The organism is Nonomuraea sp. NPDC004186 (genome assembly GCF_053603495.1).
The window spans coordinates 1-20,270 of sequence record NZ_JBSGFQ010000078.1 but is presented as its reverse complement, the minus strand read 5'-3'; the positions used below and the strand labels follow the sequence as shown (position 1 = coordinate 20,270).

The 20,270-nt window shown below is 71.5% G+C and carries 20 protein-coding genes and 1 pseudogene; 6 read left to right on the top strand and 15 right to left on the bottom strand.

The features are described 5' to 3' along the window. Positions 1–48 precede the first annotated feature (48 nt). The 4 genes from ACWEPL_RS44200 to ACWEPL_RS44185 all read left to right on the top strand — a co-directional run bounded on the left by ACWEPL_RS44200 (position 49) and on the right by ACWEPL_RS44185 (position 2,305). Complete coding sequence (locus tag ACWEPL_RS44200; RefSeq protein WP_452439725.1) at positions 49–798, top strand: metallophosphoesterase; 750 nt, start codon at positions 49–51, stop codon at positions 796–798. Further along, positions 795–1,412 (top strand): LysE family translocator, encoded by a 618-nt coding sequence (locus ACWEPL_RS44195; RefSeq protein WP_452439724.1) that lies wholly within the window; start codon positions 795–797, stop codon positions 1,410–1,412. The genes ACWEPL_RS44200 and ACWEPL_RS44195 overlap by 4 nt, the downstream gene beginning before the upstream one ends. Positions 1,413–1,475: 63 nt before the next feature. Beyond that, entirely contained in the window at positions 1,476–1,835 is a 360-nt protein-coding gene (locus tag ACWEPL_RS44190) for an ArsR/SmtB family transcription factor (RefSeq protein WP_363985325.1), read from the top strand. Then, positions 1,832–2,305, top strand: coding sequence for an SRPBCC family protein (locus tag ACWEPL_RS44185; protein ID WP_363985327.1), 474 nt, complete (start codon positions 1,832–1,834; stop codon positions 2,303–2,305). Before ACWEPL_RS44190 ends, ACWEPL_RS44185 begins: the two co-directional genes overlap by 4 nt. A 78-nt stretch (positions 2,306–2,383) precedes the next feature. Here the strand turns inward: ACWEPL_RS44185 and ACWEPL_RS44180 are convergent, their stop codons facing one another. Further along, a complete protein-coding gene (locus tag ACWEPL_RS44180; protein ID WP_452439723.1) occupies positions 2,384–2,986 on the bottom strand; it encodes a TetR/AcrR family transcriptional regulator in 603 nt (200 codons plus the stop codon). Between the two features lie 35 nt (positions 2,987–3,021). On the opposite strand from ACWEPL_RS44180, the gene ACWEPL_RS44175 reads away from it, so the two are divergent. Beyond that, the gene (locus ACWEPL_RS44175) at positions 3,022–3,390 is read left to right on the top strand and encodes a cupin domain-containing protein (protein WP_363985331.1); all 369 of its coding nucleotides are present in this window, start codon (positions 3,022–3,024) and stop codon (positions 3,388–3,390) included. A 41-nt stretch (positions 3,391–3,431) separates the two neighbouring features. Here the strand turns inward: ACWEPL_RS44175 and ACWEPL_RS44170 are convergent, their stop codons facing one another. The 9 genes from ACWEPL_RS44170 to ACWEPL_RS44130 form a co-directional block, all read right to left on the bottom strand. Continuing rightward, a complete protein-coding gene (locus ACWEPL_RS44170; RefSeq protein WP_355211588.1) occupies positions 3,432–4,109 on the bottom strand; it encodes an ABC transporter ATP-binding protein in 678 nt (225 codons plus the stop codon). Next, a complete protein-coding gene (locus ACWEPL_RS44165; protein ID WP_363985333.1) occupies positions 4,106–5,989 on the bottom strand; it encodes a dipeptide/oligopeptide/nickel ABC transporter permease/ATP-binding protein in 1,884 nt (627 codons plus the stop codon). The genes ACWEPL_RS44170 and ACWEPL_RS44165 overlap by 4 nt, the downstream gene beginning before the upstream one ends. Beyond that, entirely contained in the window at positions 5,989–6,948 is a 960-nt protein-coding gene (locus ACWEPL_RS44160) for an ABC transporter permease (protein WP_452439722.1), read from the bottom strand. Before ACWEPL_RS44160 ends, ACWEPL_RS44165 begins: the two co-directional genes overlap by 1 nt. Positions 6,949–6,995: 47 nt before the next feature. After that, positions 6,996–8,576: an ABC transporter substrate-binding protein gene (locus ACWEPL_RS44155; protein WP_363985337.1), complete on the bottom strand. Its 1,581-nt coding sequence runs from the start codon at positions 8,574–8,576 to the stop codon at positions 6,996–6,998. Positions 8,577–8,673: 97 nt separating this feature from the next. Continuing rightward, positions 8,674–10,263 (bottom strand): PucR family transcriptional regulator, encoded by a 1,590-nt coding sequence (locus tag ACWEPL_RS44150; protein WP_452439721.1) that lies wholly within the window; start codon positions 10,261–10,263, stop codon positions 8,674–8,676. 29 nt (positions 10,264–10,292) lie between these two features. Continuing rightward, the gene (locus tag ACWEPL_RS44145; protein WP_363985341.1) at positions 10,293–11,135 is read right to left on the bottom strand and encodes a serine hydrolase; all 843 of its coding nucleotides are present in this window, start codon (positions 11,133–11,135) and stop codon (positions 10,293–10,295) included. Next, positions 11,128–12,441 carry a serine hydrolase domain-containing protein gene (locus tag ACWEPL_RS44140; RefSeq protein ID WP_452439720.1) on the bottom strand — a complete coding sequence of 438 codons (1,314 nt, stop codon included), beginning with the start codon at positions 12,439–12,441 and terminating at the stop codon, positions 11,128–11,130. The genes ACWEPL_RS44145 and ACWEPL_RS44140 overlap by 8 nt, the downstream gene beginning before the upstream one ends. 10 nt (positions 12,442–12,451) lie before the next feature. After that, complete coding sequence (locus ACWEPL_RS44135; RefSeq protein ID WP_452439719.1) at positions 12,452–13,765, bottom strand: serine hydrolase domain-containing protein; 1,314 nt, start codon at positions 13,763–13,765, stop codon at positions 12,452–12,454. After that, entirely contained in the window at positions 13,729–15,660 is a 1,932-nt protein-coding gene (locus ACWEPL_RS44130) for a S9 family peptidase (RefSeq protein ID WP_452439718.1), read from the bottom strand. The genes ACWEPL_RS44135 and ACWEPL_RS44130 overlap by 37 nt, the downstream gene beginning before the upstream one ends. Before the next feature lie 583 nt (positions 15,661–16,243). Here ACWEPL_RS44130 and ACWEPL_RS44125 point away from each other — a divergent pair. Then, a complete protein-coding gene (locus ACWEPL_RS44125; RefSeq protein WP_452439717.1) occupies positions 16,244–17,728 on the top strand; it encodes an alpha/beta fold hydrolase in 1,485 nt (494 codons plus the stop codon). Positions 17,729–17,738: 10 nt separating this feature from the next. On the opposite strand, the gene ACWEPL_RS44120 is transcribed toward ACWEPL_RS44125, so the two are convergent. From ACWEPL_RS44120 to ACWEPL_RS44100, 5 genes and pseudogenes are all read right to left on the bottom strand, one after another. Beyond that, entirely contained in the window at positions 17,739–18,698 is a 960-nt protein-coding gene (locus ACWEPL_RS44120; RefSeq protein ID WP_452439716.1) for a TolB family protein, read from the bottom strand. Continuing rightward, complete coding sequence (locus ACWEPL_RS44115; RefSeq protein WP_452439715.1) at positions 18,695–19,165, bottom strand: heme-degrading domain-containing protein; 471 nt, start codon at positions 19,163–19,165, stop codon at positions 18,695–18,697. The genes ACWEPL_RS44120 and ACWEPL_RS44115 overlap by 4 nt, the downstream gene beginning before the upstream one ends. A 31-nt stretch (positions 19,166–19,196) precedes the next feature. Continuing rightward, the gene (locus ACWEPL_RS44110) at positions 19,197–19,427 is read right to left on the bottom strand and encodes a hypothetical protein (protein WP_452439714.1); all 231 of its coding nucleotides are present in this window, start codon (positions 19,425–19,427) and stop codon (positions 19,197–19,199) included. Positions 19,428–19,467: 40 nt separating this feature from the next. Beyond that, on the bottom strand, positions 19,468–19,950 hold the full coding sequence (locus ACWEPL_RS44105; RefSeq protein ID WP_452439713.1) for a nuclear transport factor 2 family protein: 483 nt from the start codon (positions 19,948–19,950) through the stop codon (positions 19,468–19,470). Between the two features lie 119 nt (positions 19,951–20,069). Continuing rightward, positions 20,070–20,270: pseudogene (locus tag ACWEPL_RS44100) on the bottom strand (hypothetical protein); the annotation flags it as partial.

Below are 20,270 nucleotides of genomic sequence, written 5' to 3'. Positions count from 1 at the left end.
AACGCTAAATCTTATTTAACCATTAGAGACCAAGCGGGAGATCGTACGATGACGTTGCTGCTGGCCCAGATCAGCGACCTGCACCTCGACGGCACCGACAGGGCCACCCGGCGCGCCACCCGGGTCATGGACTACCTGAGAGCCCTGCCCCGCCCGGTCGACGCCCTGCTGGTCACCGGCGACATCGCCGATCACGGCGAGGAGGCCGAGTACGAGCAGGCCGCCGCGATCCTGGACGCCCCCTTCCCGGTGCTCACCTGCCCCGGCAATCACGACGTCCGCCCCGCCTACCGCAAGGCGCTGCTGCGCCGCCCGACCGGCCCCGGCCCCGTCAACCAGGTGCACCACATCGCCGGCACCGCCATCCTGATGTGCGACTCCACCATCCCCGGCCATGACGAGGGCCGCCTGGACCCCGAAACCCTCGCCTGGATGCACACCACCCTCGACGGGCTCGCCCCGGACACCCCCGCGCTGATCGCCTTCCACCAGCCGCCCGTCGAACTCCACCACCCGTTGCCCGACTCCGCACGGCTACAAGAGCCCGAAGCCCTGGCCGCGCTGCTCCACGCCCACCCCCACGTCGTCGCCGTGCTCACCGGCCACGCTCACACCGCCGCCGCCTCCACCTTCGCCGGCCGCCCCCTGATCGTCGGACCGGCCGTCACCTGGACCCTGCGCCTGCCGTGGGAGGGCGACCGGCCCGCCGACCGCGAGCAACCGCCCGGCCTCGCCTTCCACATCCTGGACGACGACCTCCGCCTCACCACCCACTACCGCGTCGTGCTCCCGGCATGATCCACCCGTACGCGGTCGCCGCGTTCCTGCTGGCGATCCTGCCCGTCATCGCCACTCCGGGCGCCAGCCTGACCCTGCTGATCCAGCACGTCACGACCGGCGGCCGCCGCCAGGCTCTCCCCGTCATCCTCGGCACGGTCACCGGCCTGTACGCGCACGCGACCCTGGCCGTCGCCGGCCTGTCGGCGCTCGTCATGCACTCCAGCCAGGCCTTCGCCACCGTCAAACTCCTCGGCGCGGCCTACCTCGTCGGCCTGGGCCTGTGGACCTGGCGCTCCACCACCCTGCCCCCACCTCCCCCGCGCACGGAACAGCCGAAACGGACCGGCTCCGTCTACACCCAAGCCCTGCTCGCGAACGTACTCAACCCGAAGGCCGCCTCCATCTACCTGACCCTGGTCCCGCAGTTCATCCAGCCCGGCCGTCCCCTCGGCGGGCAGATCCTCACCCTGGCCACCGCCCACGCCCTGCTGATGGCGGTGTGGCTGCTGACCTGGACGACCCTCATCCACCAAGGGGCGCACCTCGTGCGCAAGGCCCGCTTCAAGCGGGCGCTCGGCAAGGTGACAGCCGTGGTGCTCGTCGTCCTCGGCGTCCGGGCCGCCGCGACGTAGGCGCCGCCTTCCGGATCGCCGCGCTTATTGCACCAATCGGTTCAGTGTCGTAAAGTAAACCATATGGTTCAGCAAGAGGTCCTCGATCGCACGTTCGCCGCCCTCGCGGACGGGACCCGGCGGCAGATACTCATCCGGCTCGGCCAGGGTCCCGCCACGATCGGCGAGCTGGCCGAACCCTTCGGCATGTCGCTCACCGGCATGAAGAAGCACGTGCACGTCCTGGAGAACGCCGGACTGGTCACGACGGAGAAGGTCGGCCGATCGCGGCAGTGCCGTCTGGGAGCCGAGCGCCTGGAGGACGCCATGTCGTGGATCACGTTCTACCAGCGCCTGTGGGAGCGCCGGCTCGACGGCCTCGACGCCTACTTCACCCTCAAGAACGCCCCTGAGGCGAACACCGGGAAGGACACCGAGCGATGACGCGGAACGACACCGAGGCCATCCAGTTGCGCACGACCCGCGTGCTGCCCGCGACCCCCGAGGAGGTCTTCGACGCCTACACCGACGCCGAGAAGCAGAAGATCTGGTTCAGCATCCTCGACGAGGAGCCCGGCATCGTCGAGATCGAGGTCGACCTGCGCGTCGGAGGCCGGCAGACCGCGGTCTGGGGACCGGACGCCGACAACCTGTTCCGTGAGACGCAGACCTTCCTGGAGATCGACCGCCCGCACCGCCTGCTCAGCGAGTCCACCGGCAGCACTCCCGACGGCATGACCATGACCACCACTGTCGAGGTCACCTTCGAGGAGCACGAGGGCGGCACCCTGTTCACGGTCGTGCAGAGCGGCTTCCCGGCACCCGAGATCCGCGACTTCTTCGTCAAGCAGGTCTGGGTGGGAGCGCTCGACCGGATCGAGGCGTACCTGCGCCGCGCGGGACAGCCGTCCTGACGCAGAACGCGGAGACGACCCTGACGGCAGGCGTCCGAGCCATGCGTGACGGGCTCGACCGGGATCGGGTCGCAGGGTTCAGGAACGGGGACGGTGTTCGTCGAGAGCTGTGGTGAGCAGTGCAAGGGCTGACCACCGCATGGTGTCCGCCGCCTGCTGCCGGGTGAGACCGGCGATGTCGGTGAGCCAGATGAGCGATTCGATGCCGGTGGCCGAGCGGATGGTCACGGCCAGCCGGCGGATGTCCAGGCCGGGGTGGCTGTCGCGGAGCGGGGCCAGGGCGTCTTCGATCCAGCCGATGGCCCGCCCACCGCGCAGTGCCGGCCGGCCGCTCTCGGGTTGCAGGGACAGGCGCAGCGAGGCCCGCAATTGCGGCTCCCAGTCGAGGGTGAGCTGCGTGAAAGCGGTCATCACCAGCTCCAGCCGGGCCGCGGGGTCGGCAGGCGGGTCTGGGGGCAGCAGGGATGCCTGCTCGATCTGGGGGTGGGCGGCGGCCAGCAGGGCGTGCTGGTTGGGGAAGTACCGGTAGGCGGTGGTGCGGGAGATCCCGGCCGCGGCGGCGGCGTCTTCGACGGTGGGGTCGGCGCCTTCGGCCAGCAGGTGACGGGCGGCCTCGACCAGGGATCGGCGGGTGCGGGCTTTCTGCTGTCGGCGGCCGGTCAGCTCATATGGTACTGACATGCCCATCATGGTACCGTCATCCCATGTAGCCGTTGATGAGCCGAAGCCTCTGCGAGGTGTTCATGAGCGCCGATCCCGCGGTGACGAACCCGGATCTGTACACGGTGGTCTTCGAGAACGAGCGGGTCAGGGTGCTCCGCTACCGGGACCGGCCGGGGGACGCGACCTCCCCGCACGAGCATCCCGACAGCGTGATGGTCACGTTGTCGTCCTTCACCCGCCGCCTCACCTCGGGCGGGCATCAGGTCGAGCTCGCGCTGGAGGCGGGGCAGGTGCGGTGGCTGAGCGCGCAAGAGCACGCCGGGCAGAACATCGGCGACACCGAAACGTACGCGATCTTCGTCGAGCTCAAGGAAGCGGCGAGCGCGGTCCCGGCCAGGACGGCGCTCGGCCCTGAGACGTGAGGCGGGGCCAGGAGCCGAGGTGACCGCCTCCACCGCGTGGATCACCCTCTGAGCCGTGGCACCGCTGCCAGCAGCGCGCGCGTGTAGTCATGCGCCGGCTCGCCGACGACCTGCTCGGCGGGCCCGTGCTCGACGATCCGGCCGTGGTGCATGACGGCTATCGTGTCGGCGACGTACCGGACGACGGCCAGGTTGTGCGAGATGAACAACATCGACAGTCCGAGTTCGTCGCGCAGCCCGCGGACCAGGTTGAGCACGGCCCCCTGGACCGACACGTCGAGCGAGCCGGTGATCTCGTCGGCGACCAGCAGGGCGGGGTCGCCGCCCAGGGCACGGGCGATCGCCACCCGCTGCCGCTGACCGCCCGACAGCTCGCGCGGGTAACGTCCGGCCAGCTCGGCGGGCAGTTGGACGAGACCGAGCAGCCGCGGCACCTCCGTGGCACGGCGGCGCTTCTCGATGCCCTCCCCGACCGTCTCGCCGATCGTCATGCGCGGGTCCAGCGACGCGTACGGATCCTGGAACACCATCTGGATCCGTGGCGCTCCCTCGATCCCGCCCGTGTAGGGCACGAGCCCGCTCACGGCCCTGGCCAGCGACGACTTGCCCGATCCCGACTCGCCGACGAGGCCGACGACGTGGCCGTCGGGGATCTCCAGGGTGACGTCGTCGACCGCGGTGAAGCCGCCGTAGCGCACGGTCAGCCCTTCGATCCTCACGAGGTGACCTCCCAGCAGGCGACCCGCTGCCGCGGGCCATGGACCACGAGTTCGGGACGTTCCGTCCGGCATTGTTCGGTGGCGAGCGAGCACCGGCCGGCGAACGCGCAGCCCGCGCCGACCTGCGCCGGGGCCGGCTGGGTGCCGGGGATGCCGGCCAACGGGCGGCTCCGGTCGGTGTCGAGGTCGGGCAGGGACGCGATGAGCGCCTTGGTGTAGGGGTGCGCGGCACCGTCGGCGAGCCGGTCGGCGGACAGTTCCTCGACCACCCGACCCGCGTACATGACGACGACGCGGTCGCACAGCTCGCCGACGACGGCGATGTCGTGGGAGATGAACAGCAGGGCCGCGCCCGTCTCCTCGACGACCTCGCGCAGCAGCCGCAGGATCTGCCGCTGCACGGTCACGTCGAGGGCGGTCGTGGGCTCGTCGGCGATGATCAGGCGTGGCGTGCCCATGAGGCCCATCGCGATGACCGCGCGCTGGCGCATGCCGCCGGACAGCTCGTGCGGATGCTGGACGGCGTGCTTGGCGGGGTCGGGCAGCTGGACGTGGCGCAGCCGGTCGACGGCGCGGCGGCGGGCATCCGCGCGGCTCGCGCCCTGGTGCACGACGGCCACCTCGGCGAGCTGGCCGCCGACCTTCAGCGCGGGGTTGAGCGAGGCCATCGGGTCCTGGAACACCATGGCGAGCGCGGTGCCCAGTTCCTTGCCGGACATGGTGGCGACGTCGGCGCCGCCGAGGACCAGCCGGCCGTACGTCACTGATCCGGGATAGGGAACGAGGCCGCCGATGGCGGCGGCGGTCAGGCTCTTGCCGCTGCCGGACTCTCCCACCAGGCCGACGATCTCCCCCGGCGTCACGGTCAGCGACAGCTCGCGTACGGGAATCGAACCACCCGGGAACGAGACGGTCAGGTCGCGGACCTCGAGGACGGCGTCCGGGTCCGGCTGCCCGGCCGGTTCCGGTGGCTCAGGGCGGACGCTGTCGCGCTGCCCGGCCGGGGACCGGGCGGCGGCCCTGGCCAGGGTGTCGCCCAGCAGGTTGAAGCCGATGCCGGCCAGCGCGACGGCCGCCGCTGGACCGACCGCGACCACGGGCGTGACGTAGATCCGCGCGAACCCGTCGAACAGCAGGCGCCCCCAGTCGAAGTCCGGTGGCTGCACGCCGAGGCCAAGGAACGACATGCCGGCCAGGCCGAGCAGCGCGCCGCCGAGCGACTGGGCGAGGTTGAGGATGAGCGGCTCGGCGATGTTGGGCAGAATGTGCCGGGCGAGAATGCGGCGGCGGGGCACGCCGAGCATGCGGGCCGCGGCCACGTAGTCGGCGCCTGAGACCGAGGCGGCCAGGGTCTGGGTGAGCCGCGCGAAGCCGGGCGCGATGGCCACGCCGATCCCGAGCACCGCACCACGCGCGCCGAGCCCGGTGACCACCGCCGTGAACATGGCCAGCAGCAGGCCGGGGAAGGCCACCAGCGCGTTGACCGTGCCGGTGACCATCCGGGCGGCCCGGCGGGGCAGCACGGACGGGAGCGCGCCGAGCAGGGTGCCCCCGACGGCGCCGATGAGCGTGGCCGCCAGCGCCAGGGCCAGCGAGTAACGGCCCGCCACCAGGACCCGGGCGAGCAGGTCGCGGCCCAGGTTGTCGGTGCCGAGCGGGTGTTCGGCGGAGGCGCCCTGGAGGATGGCGCCGGCGTCGATGCGTTCCGCGGCCTCGCCCCAGATGATGGGCCCGGCCACGGCCAGCACCGCCATGAGCAGCACCAGCACGCCGCCGATCAGCGCCGGGGCGCTGCGCCACAGGCCGCCCCGGGACCTCGGCCCCTTCTTCGCGTGGCCGTCCACGGCCCGGGGGCCGTCCGGTGCCGTCCTGGCCCGCATCAGGCCGAGACCTCCTTGATCTCCGAGGTGGGATCGAGCGCGCCGAGCACCAGGTCCACGACGAGGTTCACGACCAGCACGATGGCGCCGTACACGAGGATCACGGCCTGCGCGACCGGGTAGTCCTTCTGCGTGATCGACTCGACGATCTTCAGGCCGAGTCCGGGCCAGGCGAAGACGTACTCGACCAGGACGCTGCCCGCGATCAGCGAGGTCAGCAGCAGGCCGCCCACGGTCAGGGTGGCCGTGAGCGTGTTGGGCAGCACGTGCCGCAGGTGGAGCCGGGCCGCGGGCAGCCGCTTGGCGCGGGCCAGGCGCACGTAGTCGGTGCCCAGCTCTCGCAGGGTCTCGACGCGGGTGATCCGGGCGATCATGGCGATCGGCCCGGCCGACAGGGCTGCGACGGGCAGCACGTACGTGAGCGGCCCGGCCTTGCCCGCGGGCGGAAACCAGCCGAGGCCGACGGCCAGCGCGGCCACCAGCGCGATCGAGTACAGGAACTCGGGCACGGCCACGGCGGTGCCGGTGACCGTGCCGAAGGCCAGGTCGGTGCCGCGGTTGCGGCCGTTCTCGGTGCGTACGGCGGCCCACATCCCGAGCGGCACCGCCACGATCAGCGCCACGGCGGTGGCCAGGAGGGCGAGGGTCAGGGTGTTCGGCAGGCGGGCCGCGATGACGTCGCCCACCGCCTCCCCCGTCAGGAAGGACGTGCCGAAGTCACCGGTCAGGACGTGGCCGACGTACGTGATGAACTGCTCAGGCAGGGGGCGGTCGAGACCGAGCGCGGCCGTACGGGCCTCTATCAGCTCGATCGGGGCGGCCGGCCCGAGCGAGGCGCGCACCGGGTCGCCCGGGATGAGGTGGATCATCGCGAACGGCGCCACCAGCAGCGCCGCCAGCGACACGGCGAACCGCACGATCCGGCGCACGGCCGTACGCAGCGTCCTGCGCACGGTCATGCTTCCCGCCTTGCTGCCCGGGCGCCGCGTGGTCCGGGGGACGCTCACTAGTCTCCTTGCGTGAGGCGGATCGAGGTGGGCACCAGGCTCCCGGCCGTGGTGCGGAACGTGGCGCCCTTGCCGGCCAGCAGTGCCGTGCTGTCCACCACGGGCACCAGGTCGGCGCTTTCGAACAGGGCCGACTCCGACTCCAGCCACAACGGGCAGGCCTCGGCGGCGGGGAGCTTGCTCGCCTTGGAGACGAGCTCCTCGTAGCGCTTGTTGGCCAGGTGGGCGAAGTTGGCGCCCTTGGGGGCGGGCGGCCCCGACAGGAAGCCGACGAGCTGGCTGGGCAGGGTGACGCCGAAAGGCAGCCACACGACGTCCCAGTCCTGGGTGGCGTTGAGCGACTCCGACAACTTGGTGTCGATCACGCCGTTCAGCTTCACCTCGACGCCGAGCTTCTTCCACGTCTCCGCCATGTACTCGGCGGCGGCCTGGAAGCCGGGGCCGCGGGTGGTGGCGTACATGTAGCGCAGGCTGAGCCGCTTGCCGTCCTTGGCCCTGAAACCGTCGGCGCCGAGCTTCCACCCGGCCGCGTCGAGCGCGGCCGCGGCGGCCGCGGCGTCGTAGCCGGGCACATGCCCGGCTACGGAGTCGCCCGGGCAGGGACGGGGCGCCAGGACCAGGCCGGTGGCCGGCTTGCCGGTGCCGCCGGAGGCGATGCCGGCCAGCTCCTGGAGGTTGAGCGCCCGCGTGAGGGCCTTGCGGACCTCCGGGTCGCGGGCCGGCCGGTCTTCGCCCTGGTGATAGAAGAACTGGCCGTTGCCAGCCGTGATCGACTGTTTGGTCACGCCCGGGGACGCCTCGACGCGGGACCGGTCGGCACCGTTGAAGAGGGCGCCGTTGAGGGAGCCGGCGATGAGCAGGTTGGCGGAGGTCTGCTCGTTCGGCACGACCTTCATCACGAGCGTCTCCGGCAGGTCCTTGGCGGTGGCGCCGGCGGGACCCCAGGCGTAGTCGCGGCGGACCTTGAACGTGTAGTGGTCGCCGGGGACGGCCTCGGTGAGCTGGTAAGGCCCGCTGCCGGAGGTGGCCCGAGCGATCGAGGCACGGTCCTTCACCCCTTTGCCGCAGACGATGAACATCGTCCGCGTGCTCTCCAGGATGAAGCTGAACGGCTCGGGCATGGACAGGGTCACGGTGCCGGCGGCGTCGTCGGCCTTCGCCTTCATGCCCACGGGCACCAGCACGCCGTAGATCGGCGACTTGGCGGCGGGGTCGGCGATGTGGTTGACGTTGTCGGCCACGTTCGAGGGGGTCACCGGGGAGCCGTCCGAGCAGGTGACCCCCTTCCGCAGGGTGAAGGTGACCGACTCGGGCTTGACGTCCCACTTCTCGGCCAGCTCGGGGATGATCTTCCCTGATTCGTCGACGGAGACGAGCGTGTCGTAAGCCAGAACGAGCACGTTGTTGGTGACTGTCAGCACGCCCGTGGCCGGGTCGAGGACGCCGGGATCGGCCGGGATCGCGAACGTGAAGGTGCCGCCGGTGGCCGGCTTGCCCTGCTCGGGACCGCTCGTCGTGCCTCCGCACGCGGCCGTGAGCAGAGCGAGCCCGGCGAGGGCCGCGACTGCTGGTTTTGTCATGAGGACTCCAGACGAGCACGGGGGGTGTGCACAACCTTCCTGCCTGCGCAGATCCGGTTCTATGTGCCTGCACACGAAAAAGCCGGGAAGGCTCGTGCTAGCGACCGAAGATCCGCATCTGCAGCATCGCGGTGAGCCGGGCGTCGGGGTCGGACAGGTCGAGGCCGCTGATCTCGACCAGGCGCTTGAGCCGGTAGCGGAAGGTGTTGGCGTGCACGTGCACCTGGGCACTGGCCGCGTTGACGTCGCCGAACGCGTCGAGATAGGCCCGCAGGGTGGGGGCCAGCTCGGTACCGTGCTCGGCGTCGTGGTCGAGCAACCGCTGGTAGGGACCGGTGGGCGTCTGCTCCTCGGCCGCGGCCACGTCGGCGACCTGCAGCAGCAGCGACTCGAAGTGCACGGTCGTGTAGCCGGCGACCTGGCCGGTGGTGCCGCGGGCGCCCAGCACGCGCAGCGCCCGGTCGGCGTCCGCGCGCGACCTGGCGACCTGGGAAAGGTTGGCGGCCAGGCGTCCCACGCCGATGTTGGCGGCGTGGCGGGGCCCGACCCTCGCCAGGAAGCTCTCCGCCACGCGTACGGCCCGCGCCTCCTCGTCTCCTATCGAGTGCAGCGGCAGCACGGCATACGCGACGGAGCCGACGAGCGAGGCGGCGGCCTTGGGGTGGATGGCGGCGACGTGGAGCGCCAGCGCGTCGCAGAACCGCTGCCGATCGCTCTCGCCGCGGGCGGGATCGGCGGCGGTGTCGTCCGGGACGAGCTGGGCGGCCAGCACGCAGAGCCGGGCGGTGGCGATGCCGAGGCGCCCCGCCGCCTCGGGCGCGTCGCCGCCGCCGGCCAGCACGGTGGACAGCAGGTCGGCGCGCAGGCGCCGCTGGGTGTCGGCCCCGGCCCGCTCGCGCAGCAACTGCAGCGCGACGATCTTGGCGGCGTCGGCGAGCGCGCGTTGCCGCTGCTCGCTGAGCGGCTCGCGCACGGCCACCCAGATCGAGCCGAGGATCTCGTCGCCGCTGCGCACGGCCACGGCGGCCCGGTTGATCACACCCTCGTCCTCGAGCTCCATGTAGACGGGCGCGCGGCTCTGGTAGAGCTGTTTGAAGAATCCGCGCTCGTCGAGCATCCGCAGGTAGCGCTCGGGCACCTGACGGCCGAGGACGGTCTCCACGCGGCCCGGGTCGGCCTCGTCCTGCCGGCCGGAGAAGGCGAGCACCCGGGACGACCTGTCCTCGATGGTGACGGGCGCGTCGAGCAGCGCGCAGACGGCGTTGGCCAGCGAGAACAGGTCTCCCTGCGGCCCTTGCTCGGGCTCGGCCAGGTCGGCCTCGGCCAGCAGGGAACGCAGCAGCGCGGCGACCTGCGCCCAGGAGGCGGCCCGGGTGAGGCCGAGCACGGCGACGCCGGTCTCCAGCACGGTGGCGCGGACCTGCTCGTCGACGTCCACGGGCAGCTTCACGACGACGCCCGCGGCGGCGGGCGCGCGTTCGATGAGGGAGCAGATCTCCGCGGCGCCCCGCACGCCGACCGCGAGCAGGATCCCACCCGTGGGGACGATCAGCTCGTCGAGCGGATCGAAGATGTGCACGCCGGTGACCTCGGCGTCGAGGTCACCGGGTGAGGCCGCCACGTCGAGGACGGTGGTGCCGAGGTCCTGCAGGATCCGTCCCAGACTGGCACGGGGACGGTTCCTCACACGGTCACGATAGTCCACGAAAACCGACATCAGCGGAGCCGGTCGACGGCCAGGCGGGCGGCACGGCCGATGGCGGCGTCCGCGGCGGGCAGGCGGGACCGGATGACGTCACTTCGTACGAACACGGCGACGGCGTACCGCTTGCCGTCGGGGTACTCGACGACGCCCGACTCGTTGCGGATCCCCCACAGGGTGCCTGTCTTGCCCGACACCTTCACCTCATCAGGGAAGCCCGCGGCCAGCCGGTGCGGCCAGATCTGCTCGCCCATGACCTTCCGCACCTCGGCGCACGCCTCCGGAGGGCCGGCCTGGTCGCGCCAGATGAGGCTCAGCAGCGTGGTGATCTCGCGCGGGGTGCCGGCGGTGGTGCGGGCCGGGTCGCGTACGGCCATGGCCCGCAGCTCGTCCTCGGTGGCGGCGTCCCAGTCCGCACCGATGTCCTCGGTGACCTGCCGGAAAAGCTCCGCGCACCCGCCTATGAGCCGCGTGCGGCTCAACCCGAGCGTGGCGAGGGTGCCGTTGACCCGGGCGAGCCCGACGCGGCGGAGCAGCACGTCGGTCGCCGCGTTGTCGGACATCGTGATCATGAAGTGGGCCAGGTCGCGCAGGGTGAGCGACACGTCGTCGAGGCAGCCGGAGGTGCCGATGCCGCCGTCCTTGTCGGCCGCGGTGACGGTGAGCCGCTCGCCGCGGGCGATCTCGCCCGCGGCGGCCTGCCGGGCGTACTCCAGCGCGATCGCGATCTTGAAGACCGAGGCGAGCACGACGGGTTCGTCTGGGTCCATCCCGATCTCGGCGTCGCCGTCCACCTCTCGGGCGTGCAGGAAGCCCCGCACGCCCGCTTCGTCGAACACCTCCCGCAGGTCAGGCACGGGCCACCGCACGGCCGTTGTGCAGGTAGGCGGCCGTCCCGTCCCGCATCACGAACGTGACCACGTCGTGCCGGCCGCCCTCGGCCTCGACGGCGATGAACGACTCGCCGTGAAGGTGCACGTACCGGGTGGTCGTGCGGGTGGAGCCCATGCTCTCCATGAGCGGGCCGGGGATGAGCGTGACGTCCAGGCCGTCTCCGGCGGCGGCGACCTCGTAGCCGAGCTGCGGGCCGGTGTAGCGGCCCGCGTACGAGGCGCCGTCCACGGGCTTCGGCGCCTGCGGCGGCAGGGGCCGCGCGGGCATCGTCAGGCCGGTCGCCTGCTCGATGACCGGCCGCGCCACGTCGTCCATGAGGCCGAAGAACGAGCCGCCGTTCCCGCTCATCGCGATCACGAAGCCCGACTCGGGAACGACGCGCCAGAACGTGCTCTGCCCGGGCGTGCCACCGTCGTGGCCGAACGCGCCCCAGCCGAACAGCTCCACTCCCAGACCCCAGCGGTCGGCCAGCGCGCCGCCCACCCCGGGCACGTGGATCTGCGGCGTGAGCATCGCGGCCACCGACTCCTCCGACAGCAGCCGGGTGCCGTTCGGTGCCAGGCCGCCGGCCGCCAGCGCCCGGCCGAACGCGACCAGCTCGCGCGGCGCCAGGCACATGGTGGAGCCGGCCGGAGCGTTGGAGCGGGGCATCTGCCAGCGGGGGTAGACGGTGGCGTCCGGCCCGACGTGCCCCGCCGACGCGCGGAAGAGCACGGCCTCCTCACCGAACAGCGCCGCGTGCGTGGCACCCAAGGGGGTGAGCAGGCGCTCGCGCATCGCCTGCTCCCAGGTGCCGCCGCGCAGCCTGGCCACCAGCGCGCCGAGCACGCAGTAGCCGGCGTTGCAGTAGGAGAACAGCTCGCCCGGCTCGTGCACGTGCCCCGCGGTGCGCAGGTGCTCGAGGAACGTGTCCAGGCAGTCGTCGCCGCGCCCGGTGTCCTCGAACACGTCGCCGTCGAAGCCGGCCGTGTGCATGAGCAACTGCCGGACGGTGACGCCGCCGAACGCGAAGTCCGGCAGGTATTCCCCCACCGGTTGGTCGAGCTCGACCAGGCCGTCCTCCACGAGCTGCATGACCAGCGCCGCCGTCCACACCTTCGTGGTGGAGCCGACCTGGAACAGGCTGTCCTTCGTGGTCTCCACGCCGGTGGCCGTGTTGACCACGCCCGTGGCGGCCTCGTGCAGCTCGCCGTCGTGCCACACCGCGACGGCCGCGCCGGGCACGCCATGCTCGCGCGCCGCCTCGGCGAGGCGATCCCGCAGGTCCATGTCCTTCTCCTCAGCCGACCTTGGGAGTGGCGCGAGCGCCCATGTGCATGTACAGAGTGCCATCGGCCAGCTCGAAGAACACGGCCGCCATCCAGTCGCGGGTGCCCGGCGCCTGGAACAGGAACAGGTTCTCATCGACCGGGACGAAGTCGGACTCCTCGGGCTCATGCAGGGCGGCCAGCTCGCCGGTGGCCTCCAGGCGCAGGCGGGCCTTGCCGTCGTCGAGCACGCTCACCGTGATCCGGGCGCCGGCCCGCTCGTAGACGCCCGCGTACGGCGCGACGTCCACGCCGGCCGGTGTCTCCGGCAGGGACGGCGTGGGCGGCACGGTCAGGCCGTCGAGCTCGGCGAACAACTCGGTGGCGACGGCTCGGGTGAACTCGCCGCTGCGGCCCCCGTTGGCGGTCACGCAGACGACGGTTCCGGTGCCGGGCACGGCCCACAGCATGGCGTGCTGGCCGATGGTGTTGCCGCCGTGGGAGATGACCTTGTGCCCGCTCCACTCGTCGATGATCCAGCCGATGCCCCACTGCCTGCCCAGCGTGTACGGGTTGGGGATGTCGACCTGCGGCTCCCACATGGCGGCCGGGTTCTCCAGCAGGCCGCCTTCCAGGTGGGCGCGGCCGAAGGCGACCACGTCGGCCGGGCGGGCGCAGATCAGCCCGGCCGGGCCCATCGACCGCATGAGGCCCCACACCGGGGTGGTCTTGCCGTCCTCGTGGCCCATCGCGGCGCGGAAGCGCAGCACGTCCTCCGGCAGCGTCCAGGTGTGGGTCAGGCCGAGCGGCTCGCAGACGCCCTCGCGCAGGACGTCGTCCCAGCGCTTGCCGGTCAGTTGCTCCAGCACCCGGCCCGCGATGACGAACCCGGAGTTGCAGTAGGACTGGGTGACGCCGAGCGGGTGGTTCTGTGCCAGGGTCGCGCAGGCCTCCACGTACTTCTCCACGCAGTCGTCGCCGCGGCCCGTGTCGATGAACTGGTCGCCGTCGATGCCGCTGGTGTGGGAGAGCAGGTGCCTGATCGTCACGTTCTTGGTGACCTCGGGGTCGGCCACCCTGAACTCGGGCAGTACCTCGATGACCGGCGTGTCCAGCGTGAGCCGGCCCTGTTCGACCTGCTGCATGATCAGAGTCGCGGTCCACACCTTGGTGACCGAGCCGATCTGGTAGAGCGCGTCGGTGGTCGCCTCGACGCCGGTGTCGACGTTCAGCGTGCCGGCCGCGAACTCGTGCAGCACGCCCTGGTGCCAGTACGCCAGCGCCGAGCCGGGAACCTCGTACTCGGCGATCAGCTCGGCGAGCCGCTGACCCATTGCTCCAGCCACGCGATGATCCTTTCGTTGTAGTCGTACCTGTGCGAGGGGCGCCCGCTCAGGATGAACAGATGGCTCGCGCCGGGATAGCGCACCAGCTCGACGGGCACCCGGCGCTCGCGCAGCGCGGTGAACCACTGCTCGGCCTGGCTCACGGGACAGCGGTCGTCGTCCTGGCCGTGCAGGATGAGCGTCGGGGCGGTGACGTCCGCGACGTGCGTGATCGGCGACTGGGCGGCCAGGTCACCGGCGTACTCGTGCACCTTCATCAGGTGGCCGAGGTCGGAGGTGCCGCTCAGGCTCGTCAGGTCGCTCACGCAGCCGCCCGGGATCGCGGCCTTGAACCTGCCGGTGGTGGCCGACAGCCAGCAGCTCATGTAGCCGCCGTAGCTGTAGCCGGTGACGGCCAGCCGGTCGGGGTCGGCGACGCCGTCGGCGACCAGGGCGTCGATGGGGGCGAGCAGGTCCTGGGCGTCGCTCACCCCCCAGGCGCCGAGGGAGGCGGTGTAGAAGTCCTCGCCGTACCCGTCGCTGGCGCGCGGGTTGACGGTGAGGACGGTCCAGCCGCGGGCGGCGAGGAGCTGGTGGTAGAGGTGGAAGCCGTCGAAGACGGGCGACCAGGCGTTGTGCGGGCCACCGTGCACGTCGAGCAGCAGGGGGCCGGGCGTCCGCGCGGTCTCGTCGCGCAGGACGAAACCCTCGACCTGGGTGCCGTCGGGGGCGGTGAACGTGCGGCGGCGGGCGGTGAACAACTCGACGTCGTCGAGGCCGTAGTCGGTGAGCCGGGATATATCCGGCGCTGGCGCGCCAGATATATCCGACATTTCGCCCGGCGTTGCTTTTTTCGGGATTGGGGTCATCAGGTAGACGTCTCCCGCGCTGCGCTGCGTCGCCGCCACGTACGCGACCGCCCCCACCGCCGTGCTGATCCCCGAGATGTTGACCTCACCGGGCACCAGCCGCTCGCCGGGCGCGCCGTCGGAGACACGGTAGAGATGCGTCGAGCCACCATCGCGCGCACAGAACAGCAGGTCCTCGCCGAGCAGCGCCGGGGTGCCGCCGGGGTAGCCGGGGGCGCCGGTCATGACATTCCGATCGAGGGCCGTCTCCACCTCGGTCCACCCGCCAGGGCCGAGCGCGAACAGCCGTTCGTGCCCCACCACGGCGCCCTTCAGCCCCGCGGCGACCAGCCGGCCGCCGAGCCACCAGACGCCGCCGCAGATGAGGCCGGGATCCGTCAGCCGCTCCGGCACACCACCCTTGGCCGCCTCGACGGCGTACGCGGCCCCGCCCGCCTCCAGGTCGCGGTCGGCGTCCATGGCGGCGGCGAACGCCAGGCGCAGGCCGTCGGGCGACCACGACGGCTCGCCCGCGTGGAAGTCACCCTGGGTGACCTGGACGGTCTCGCCGCCGGCCAGGTCCGTGACGAACAGGTGCCTGGTCAGGCCGCGCAGCAGCCCGGCGCCGTCGGCTTTGTGGTCGAGCCGGCCGGTCACGACAGGGGCGTTGGGGTCGGGCATCCCGCCGTCCTCACCCGTTCCGACGGGGGCGGCGAACGCGATGCGGGAGCCGTCCGGAGACCAGACGGGCGCGCCGGCGCCGAGCTTCGCGGAGGTCACCGGTGCGGGCTCGCCACCGTCCATCGGCATCAGGTGGATCTGCGGCCTGCCGTCCACCGGCCGCAGGAACGCCAGCGTCCGGCCGTCCGGCGACCGCCGCGCGGCACTGCCCGCGGCGAGGCGCCGGGGCTCGGCGCCGGGAGCGGCCAGCCAGATCTCGGTGCGGTTCTCGTCGGAGTCCCGGACGGCGGTCGTCAGCGTGTACGCCACCGCTCCCCCGTCGGGACGCACCTGGGGATCGGAAGGGATGGCGAGGCGGTACAGGTCGTCGAGCGCGAGATGCGGCATGAACGAACCGTAAGCCTCCACCGTCCGGGCATCTTCGGCGCTCCCGACGAACGACGCTGCCTGGCTTGTGCGGGAGCCCAACGCCCGGACCGTCCCGGAGCGAAATCAGGCGCCCCAACGGCTTCCTGTCGCTGTTGCCACCGCCGCGGCGCCGGCAATAACGCGCCTGGGCTTCTCCCCTGCCCATCGGTACGGAACCGGAACGGAAGCGGAACGGAACAGCGGTCTCGTAGGCTCCTCCGACAGCGGCCACGGCCAGATGGGAGCCGACGCCCCGCCCGAGCCGCTCGACGAAACCTTCGTCCGCGCACGGGGCGAGCAGGCCATCCGTGAGCTCACCTAAGGGGCGCACTGTGGCAGGCCGCCGCCGGCTTCCAGCGCCTCATCAGACCTACGACTTTACGCAGCTCCTAATGAATATTAGATACGCAAAAATGGATGTAGCGGCGCAAGTCTGAAGAAAGTAGGCTCATGATCTTTGGAGCCAACGGCCCGACCGGGCGGCTCGCCACTGCCCAGGCGCTCGCCGAGGGCCGTGCCACCGCCGCGGTCACCGAGCCGGCCGATCAACGACAGGAGAACTGTGCCAAGAAGAACTTCCCTGCTGGCCACCGCCCTCGTGGTGTTCGCGACGCTGTTAACCGCTCCGATGGCCCACGCGACGGTGACCGGAGACGACGTCACGGATGCCATCGGCAAGCGCGGCATCACCTGGGGGCCGTGTGAGGAGGAGCCCACCGTCGAGTGCGGCCTGCTGGCCGTACCGGTCGACTGGTCCGACCCGAACGGACCCACGGTCAACCTGACCCTCGCCCGGCGCAAGGCCGCCGACCCCTCCGCGAGAATCGGGTCCCTGCTGACCAACCCGGGCGGACCCGGCAACTCCGGCGTGAACGACATCCTTCGCCCCTCCGGCTTCAGCGAGGACGTCCAGCGGCGGTTCGACATCGTCAGCTACGACCCCCGGGGCGTTGCCCGCAGTGGCTCGGTGACCTGCTCGGCCTCGGTGTACAACGAGATGCCGTACCCGGTCATGACCAGCCAGGCCGACTACGACAAGTGGGTCGCCTTCAACAAGAAGCTGCGCGCGGACTGCCGCAAGCTCACCGGCCCTCTGTACGACCACATCGACTCGGCCAACGTGGCGCGCGACATGGACGCCATTCGCGCCGCGCTCGGCGAGGAGAAGCTGACCTCGTACGGCGTCTCCTACGGCACGCTCGCCCAGCAGATGTACGCCGAGCTCTTCCCGAACCGGATCCGGGCCATGGTGCTGGACAGCAACATGGACCACAGCCTGAACGTCAAGGCGTTCCAGGTGACCGAGGCGGCCACCGTCCAGGACAGCTTCGCCGAGTTCGTCGCCTGGTGCGACCGGAGCACAGACTGCGTCCTGCATGGGCGCGACGTCCGGGCGCTGTGGAAGGGACTGCTCGAGAAGGCGGACCGCGGCGAGCTGTACTGGCCGGGCGTCACCGACCGCCCGGTGAGCGCTCATAACCTCCTCTGGCTGGGCGTGGTGCTCAACGAGGCGCCCGCCTGGCGGCAGGAGGCCAAGGTGCTCCTCGCCCTGGCCGGCGGGCCGGTGCCGGATGACATGCCGGGCCCTCCCGGCAACGGGCCCGTGGGCGGTGAGTTCGCCGAACTCCCCACCGCGATCCTCTGCGAGGACTTCAACCTGTCGCTCCGGAACTACAACGAGTACGCCGACGTGATGCGCAGCTCCAACGCGGTGGCCCCGGACCTGCGGTACAACCCGATGCCGATGGGCGACATGCCGATCTGCCAGGGCCACCCGGTCAACAACCCGCAGCACCGGCTGCGGTACACGGGTAGCGCTCCGCTGCTGGTGGGCACCTCCATGCACGACCCCGACACACCGTACGAATGGTCGGCCAACGTGGCCCGGCAGCTCGGCTCCAAGGCCACGCTGCTCACGTACGAGGGCTGGGGCCACGGCGTCTACGGCATGACCCAGTGCAGCACGGCCGCCATGGACGAGTACCTGATCTCGCTGACCGTGCCCGCGCGGGGCACCCGCTGCCCGGCGGAAGAGCCCCAAGGCTAGAGCCAGATCTTCAGGCCGGGTTCTCCAGGTCGTTCCGGGAGCCTGTGGGGTAGTCCACGAACGCGAACGCCGACCCGTCGGGCGCCCAGCTGGGGACGTTGATCGTGCCCTGCCCACCGTGCAGCGCCACCAGCGTCTCCGGCTCCTGCCAGGCGTCGACCGACACGAGCCGGAGCTCGACGGGGCGGTCGGCGGGGTGCCCGGTCGTGCCGGGCGGGTAGCTGAGGTACACGGCGACATCGCCAGTGGGCGCGACGTGCGGGAACCAGTTCACCCGCTCGTCGAAGGTGAGCTGCTCCAGCCCGGTCCCGTCCGGCCGCACCCGGGCCAGCTGCGCGTGCCCTGGGGCGGTGGAGAACTGTTCGGTGTTGAACACGATCCACTCGCCCTCGGGCGTCCACTCGCACCCGTCCGCCGGGCCCGGGTCGGTGGTGACCGCGACGTCGTCCTGCCCGTCCAGCCCGACGGTGTGGATGGTGGCCGACGCCCACCAGTTGTCCCCTTCCGGTTCCAGGCGCACGTAGCCGAGGCGCCGCCCGTCGGGGCTGACGCCGTGCAGGAAGTGCATCCCCCCGTCCTCGACGGTCACTCGGCGAGCCGCCCCACCGGCGAGGGGGGCCTCCCAGATGTGCCAGTCGTTCGCGGAGGCGAACACTGTGACGCCATCGGGGGCGAGCACGTGGTCGTTGTTGACGTCGGGCAGGCCCGTCACAGGGATCTGACGTGGCGGGGCAAAACCGTCAGCAGGGCCGTCAGCAGGGCCGTCAGCAGGGCCGTCGGCGGGCAGGAGCCAGAGCCTGCCGTCACCGTTGACGAGCAACTGCCCGTCCGTCGTCCAGTTCGGCGCCTCGTAGAGCCGGTCGCGGGACTCGAACACGGTACGCACGGTGCGGGTCGCACGCTCCCAGACGCGGATGCGCGCGGACTGACCAGGCCGCAGCACCCGCTGGGGGATCTTCTCGTCACTCACTTTCCGGCCCCCTCCGCGAGGTGAGCCCGGATCCCGGCGACGATGAGGTCATGGTCCTCCATCGATGACAGGCCGGACGCGGTCGCGGCGGCGACGACACCGACCCCGCGGACACGGATGGGGAACGATCCGCCGGTGACCGCGTAGTCCGCACCCAGCCATCCGACCGCTGCCGGGTCCACACCGGCAGCGGACAGGCGAGCGTCGACCAGGGCGCTGCTGTTCTCCATGCGCAGCACCACCGCGGCCTTGCGGGCGATCCACACGTCCTGGTCAGGGGTGATGCCCGGCAGCGCGGCGCGGAACAGGATCAGACCGGGCCTGCGGAGGTCGATGCCGACCTTGTGCCCGGCTTCCTGTGCGATCGCGGTGATGCGGGAGCCCAGCCGCCAGGCGTCGGCGTGGTCGAACGCGTCGAAAACCAGCTCCTGTTCCTGCTGCTCCAGCGCGGCGATCAGATCCGTCATGGGCGGGCTCTCCCTCGGGTCGCGGATGGTCTCACGACCCTACGAGCTGGGCTCTGGCCTGGTCGATGGTGGCGATGATCGAGACGGTCTCCTCCAGCATGTGCACGGGCGACTCGGTGCGGCCCTCGCCGACGAATCGGGCCAGGGCGGTCGCCTCCCAAGAGAGCCCGTCGAAGCCGCGCAGCCCGGTCGGGTCGCTCCACCGCAGCGATGGCCCCGGTCTCGCACGTGCCGGCGCGGCGGCCCGGCCCAGCGCAGGCACGCCTCCCCGGCCGCGAATCCCCGGGGAGGAAGTCCTCGTTTCAGGCGTTGGGGTCCTGGACATAGCGCTGGAAGCGGGGGATGAAGCGGGTTCCCAGCAACCGTCGCCAGCCGCGCGGCCGCCCGGCCATCGCCAGGGCGAGCGGAGCCGAGTCGAAATACGAGATCCGCTCGGCGATCAGCCCGTCCACAAGGACGAAGCGATCGACCGCCGTCCAGGCCAGTTCGCGGCCGCCGAACGTCCCGCTGAGAGTGAACTCAATGAAGATCGCGTCGTCGGTGGCGCTCCAGCGGTGAACGGTCGCGTGAATGTCCGGGACGAGTTCGAAGAGCCGGGCGAACGCGACGCGGCACTCGTCACGCCCCCGCAGCGTGCCCATCAGCGGCTGAACGAGGACGATCTGATCACTCCACAGAGCCTCGTGCTTGCGCAGATCGGGCGTCCGCCAGCCGTCCTCGAACCTCTCGACGAACGCGGCCGCCGCATCGTGATCGATGACGTCAGGGGTGAAGGCTGCCCGCATGATCCGACTCTAGAACGCGCACCGAGGCGTGTCATTCGCACTCCCGCGAGCGCGGCCTTCGCGGGCGCCGCCGTATTCGCCCGCATCACTCAACCGGCGAACGGGGCAGGCGTTCTCCCTCACCCAGCCGGTAGTGCCCGTCGCGCCGTGCGGTCGATGGCGGGGGTCTGGACGTCCGGCCCGGTCTCGCCGCCGTACGTGGCGATCTTGTACTCGACGGCCGTCAGGGAGAGGGTCAGCTCACGGATCCGGCGGCGGATGGTGTCGCGATGCTCGATGAGCAGGTCGAGCCGCTCGGGCACCGTGTGCTCCCCGGCGTC

What these genes read in the sequence shown, in the direction of transcription:
- ACWEPL_RS44200 (WP_452439725.1), top strand. Translation starts at nt 49, where the DNA reads ATGACGTTGCTGCTGGCCCAGATCAGCGACCTGCACCTCGACGGCACC.
- ACWEPL_RS44195 (WP_452439724.1), top strand. Translation starts at nt 795, where the DNA reads ATGATCCACCCGTACGCGGTCGCCGCGTTCCTGCTGGCGATCCTGCCC.
- ACWEPL_RS44190 (WP_363985325.1), top strand. Translation starts at nt 1,476, where the DNA reads ATGGTTCAGCAAGAGGTCCTCGATCGCACGTTCGCCGCCCTCGCGGAC.
- ACWEPL_RS44185 (WP_363985327.1), top strand. Translation starts at nt 1,832, where the DNA reads ATGACGCGGAACGACACCGAGGCCATCCAGTTGCGCACGACCCGCGTG.
- ACWEPL_RS44180 (WP_452439723.1), bottom strand. Translation starts at nt 2,986, where the DNA reads ATGTCAGTACCATATGAGCTGACCGGCCGCCGACAGCAGAAAGCCCGC.
- ACWEPL_RS44175 (WP_363985331.1), top strand. Translation starts at nt 3,022, where the DNA reads ATGAGCCGAAGCCTCTGCGAGGTGTTCATGAGCGCCGATCCCGCGGTG.
- ACWEPL_RS44165 (WP_363985333.1), bottom strand. Translation starts at nt 5,989, where the DNA reads ATGCGGGCCAGGACGGCACCGGACGGCCCCCGGGCCGTGGACGGCCAC.
- ACWEPL_RS44160 (WP_452439722.1), bottom strand. Translation starts at nt 6,948, where the DNA reads ATGACCGTGCGCAGGACGCTGCGTACGGCCGTGCGCCGGATCGTGCGG.
- ACWEPL_RS44155 (WP_363985337.1), bottom strand. Translation starts at nt 8,576, where the DNA reads ATGACAAAACCAGCAGTCGCGGCCCTCGCCGGGCTCGCTCTGCTCACG.
- ACWEPL_RS44140 (WP_452439720.1), bottom strand. Translation starts at nt 12,441, where the DNA reads ATGGACCTGCGGGATCGCCTCGCCGAGGCGGCGCGCGAGCATGGCGTG.
- ACWEPL_RS44130 (WP_452439718.1), bottom strand. Translation starts at nt 15,660, where the DNA reads ATGCCGCATCTCGCGCTCGACGACCTGTACCGCCTCGCCATCCCTTCC.
- ACWEPL_RS44115 (WP_452439715.1), bottom strand. Translation starts at nt 19,165, where the DNA reads ATGACGGATCTGATCGCCGCGCTGGAGCAGCAGGAACAGGAGCTGGTT.
- ACWEPL_RS44105 (WP_452439713.1), bottom strand. Translation starts at nt 19,950, where the DNA reads ATGCGGGCAGCCTTCACCCCTGACGTCATCGATCACGATGCGGCGGCC.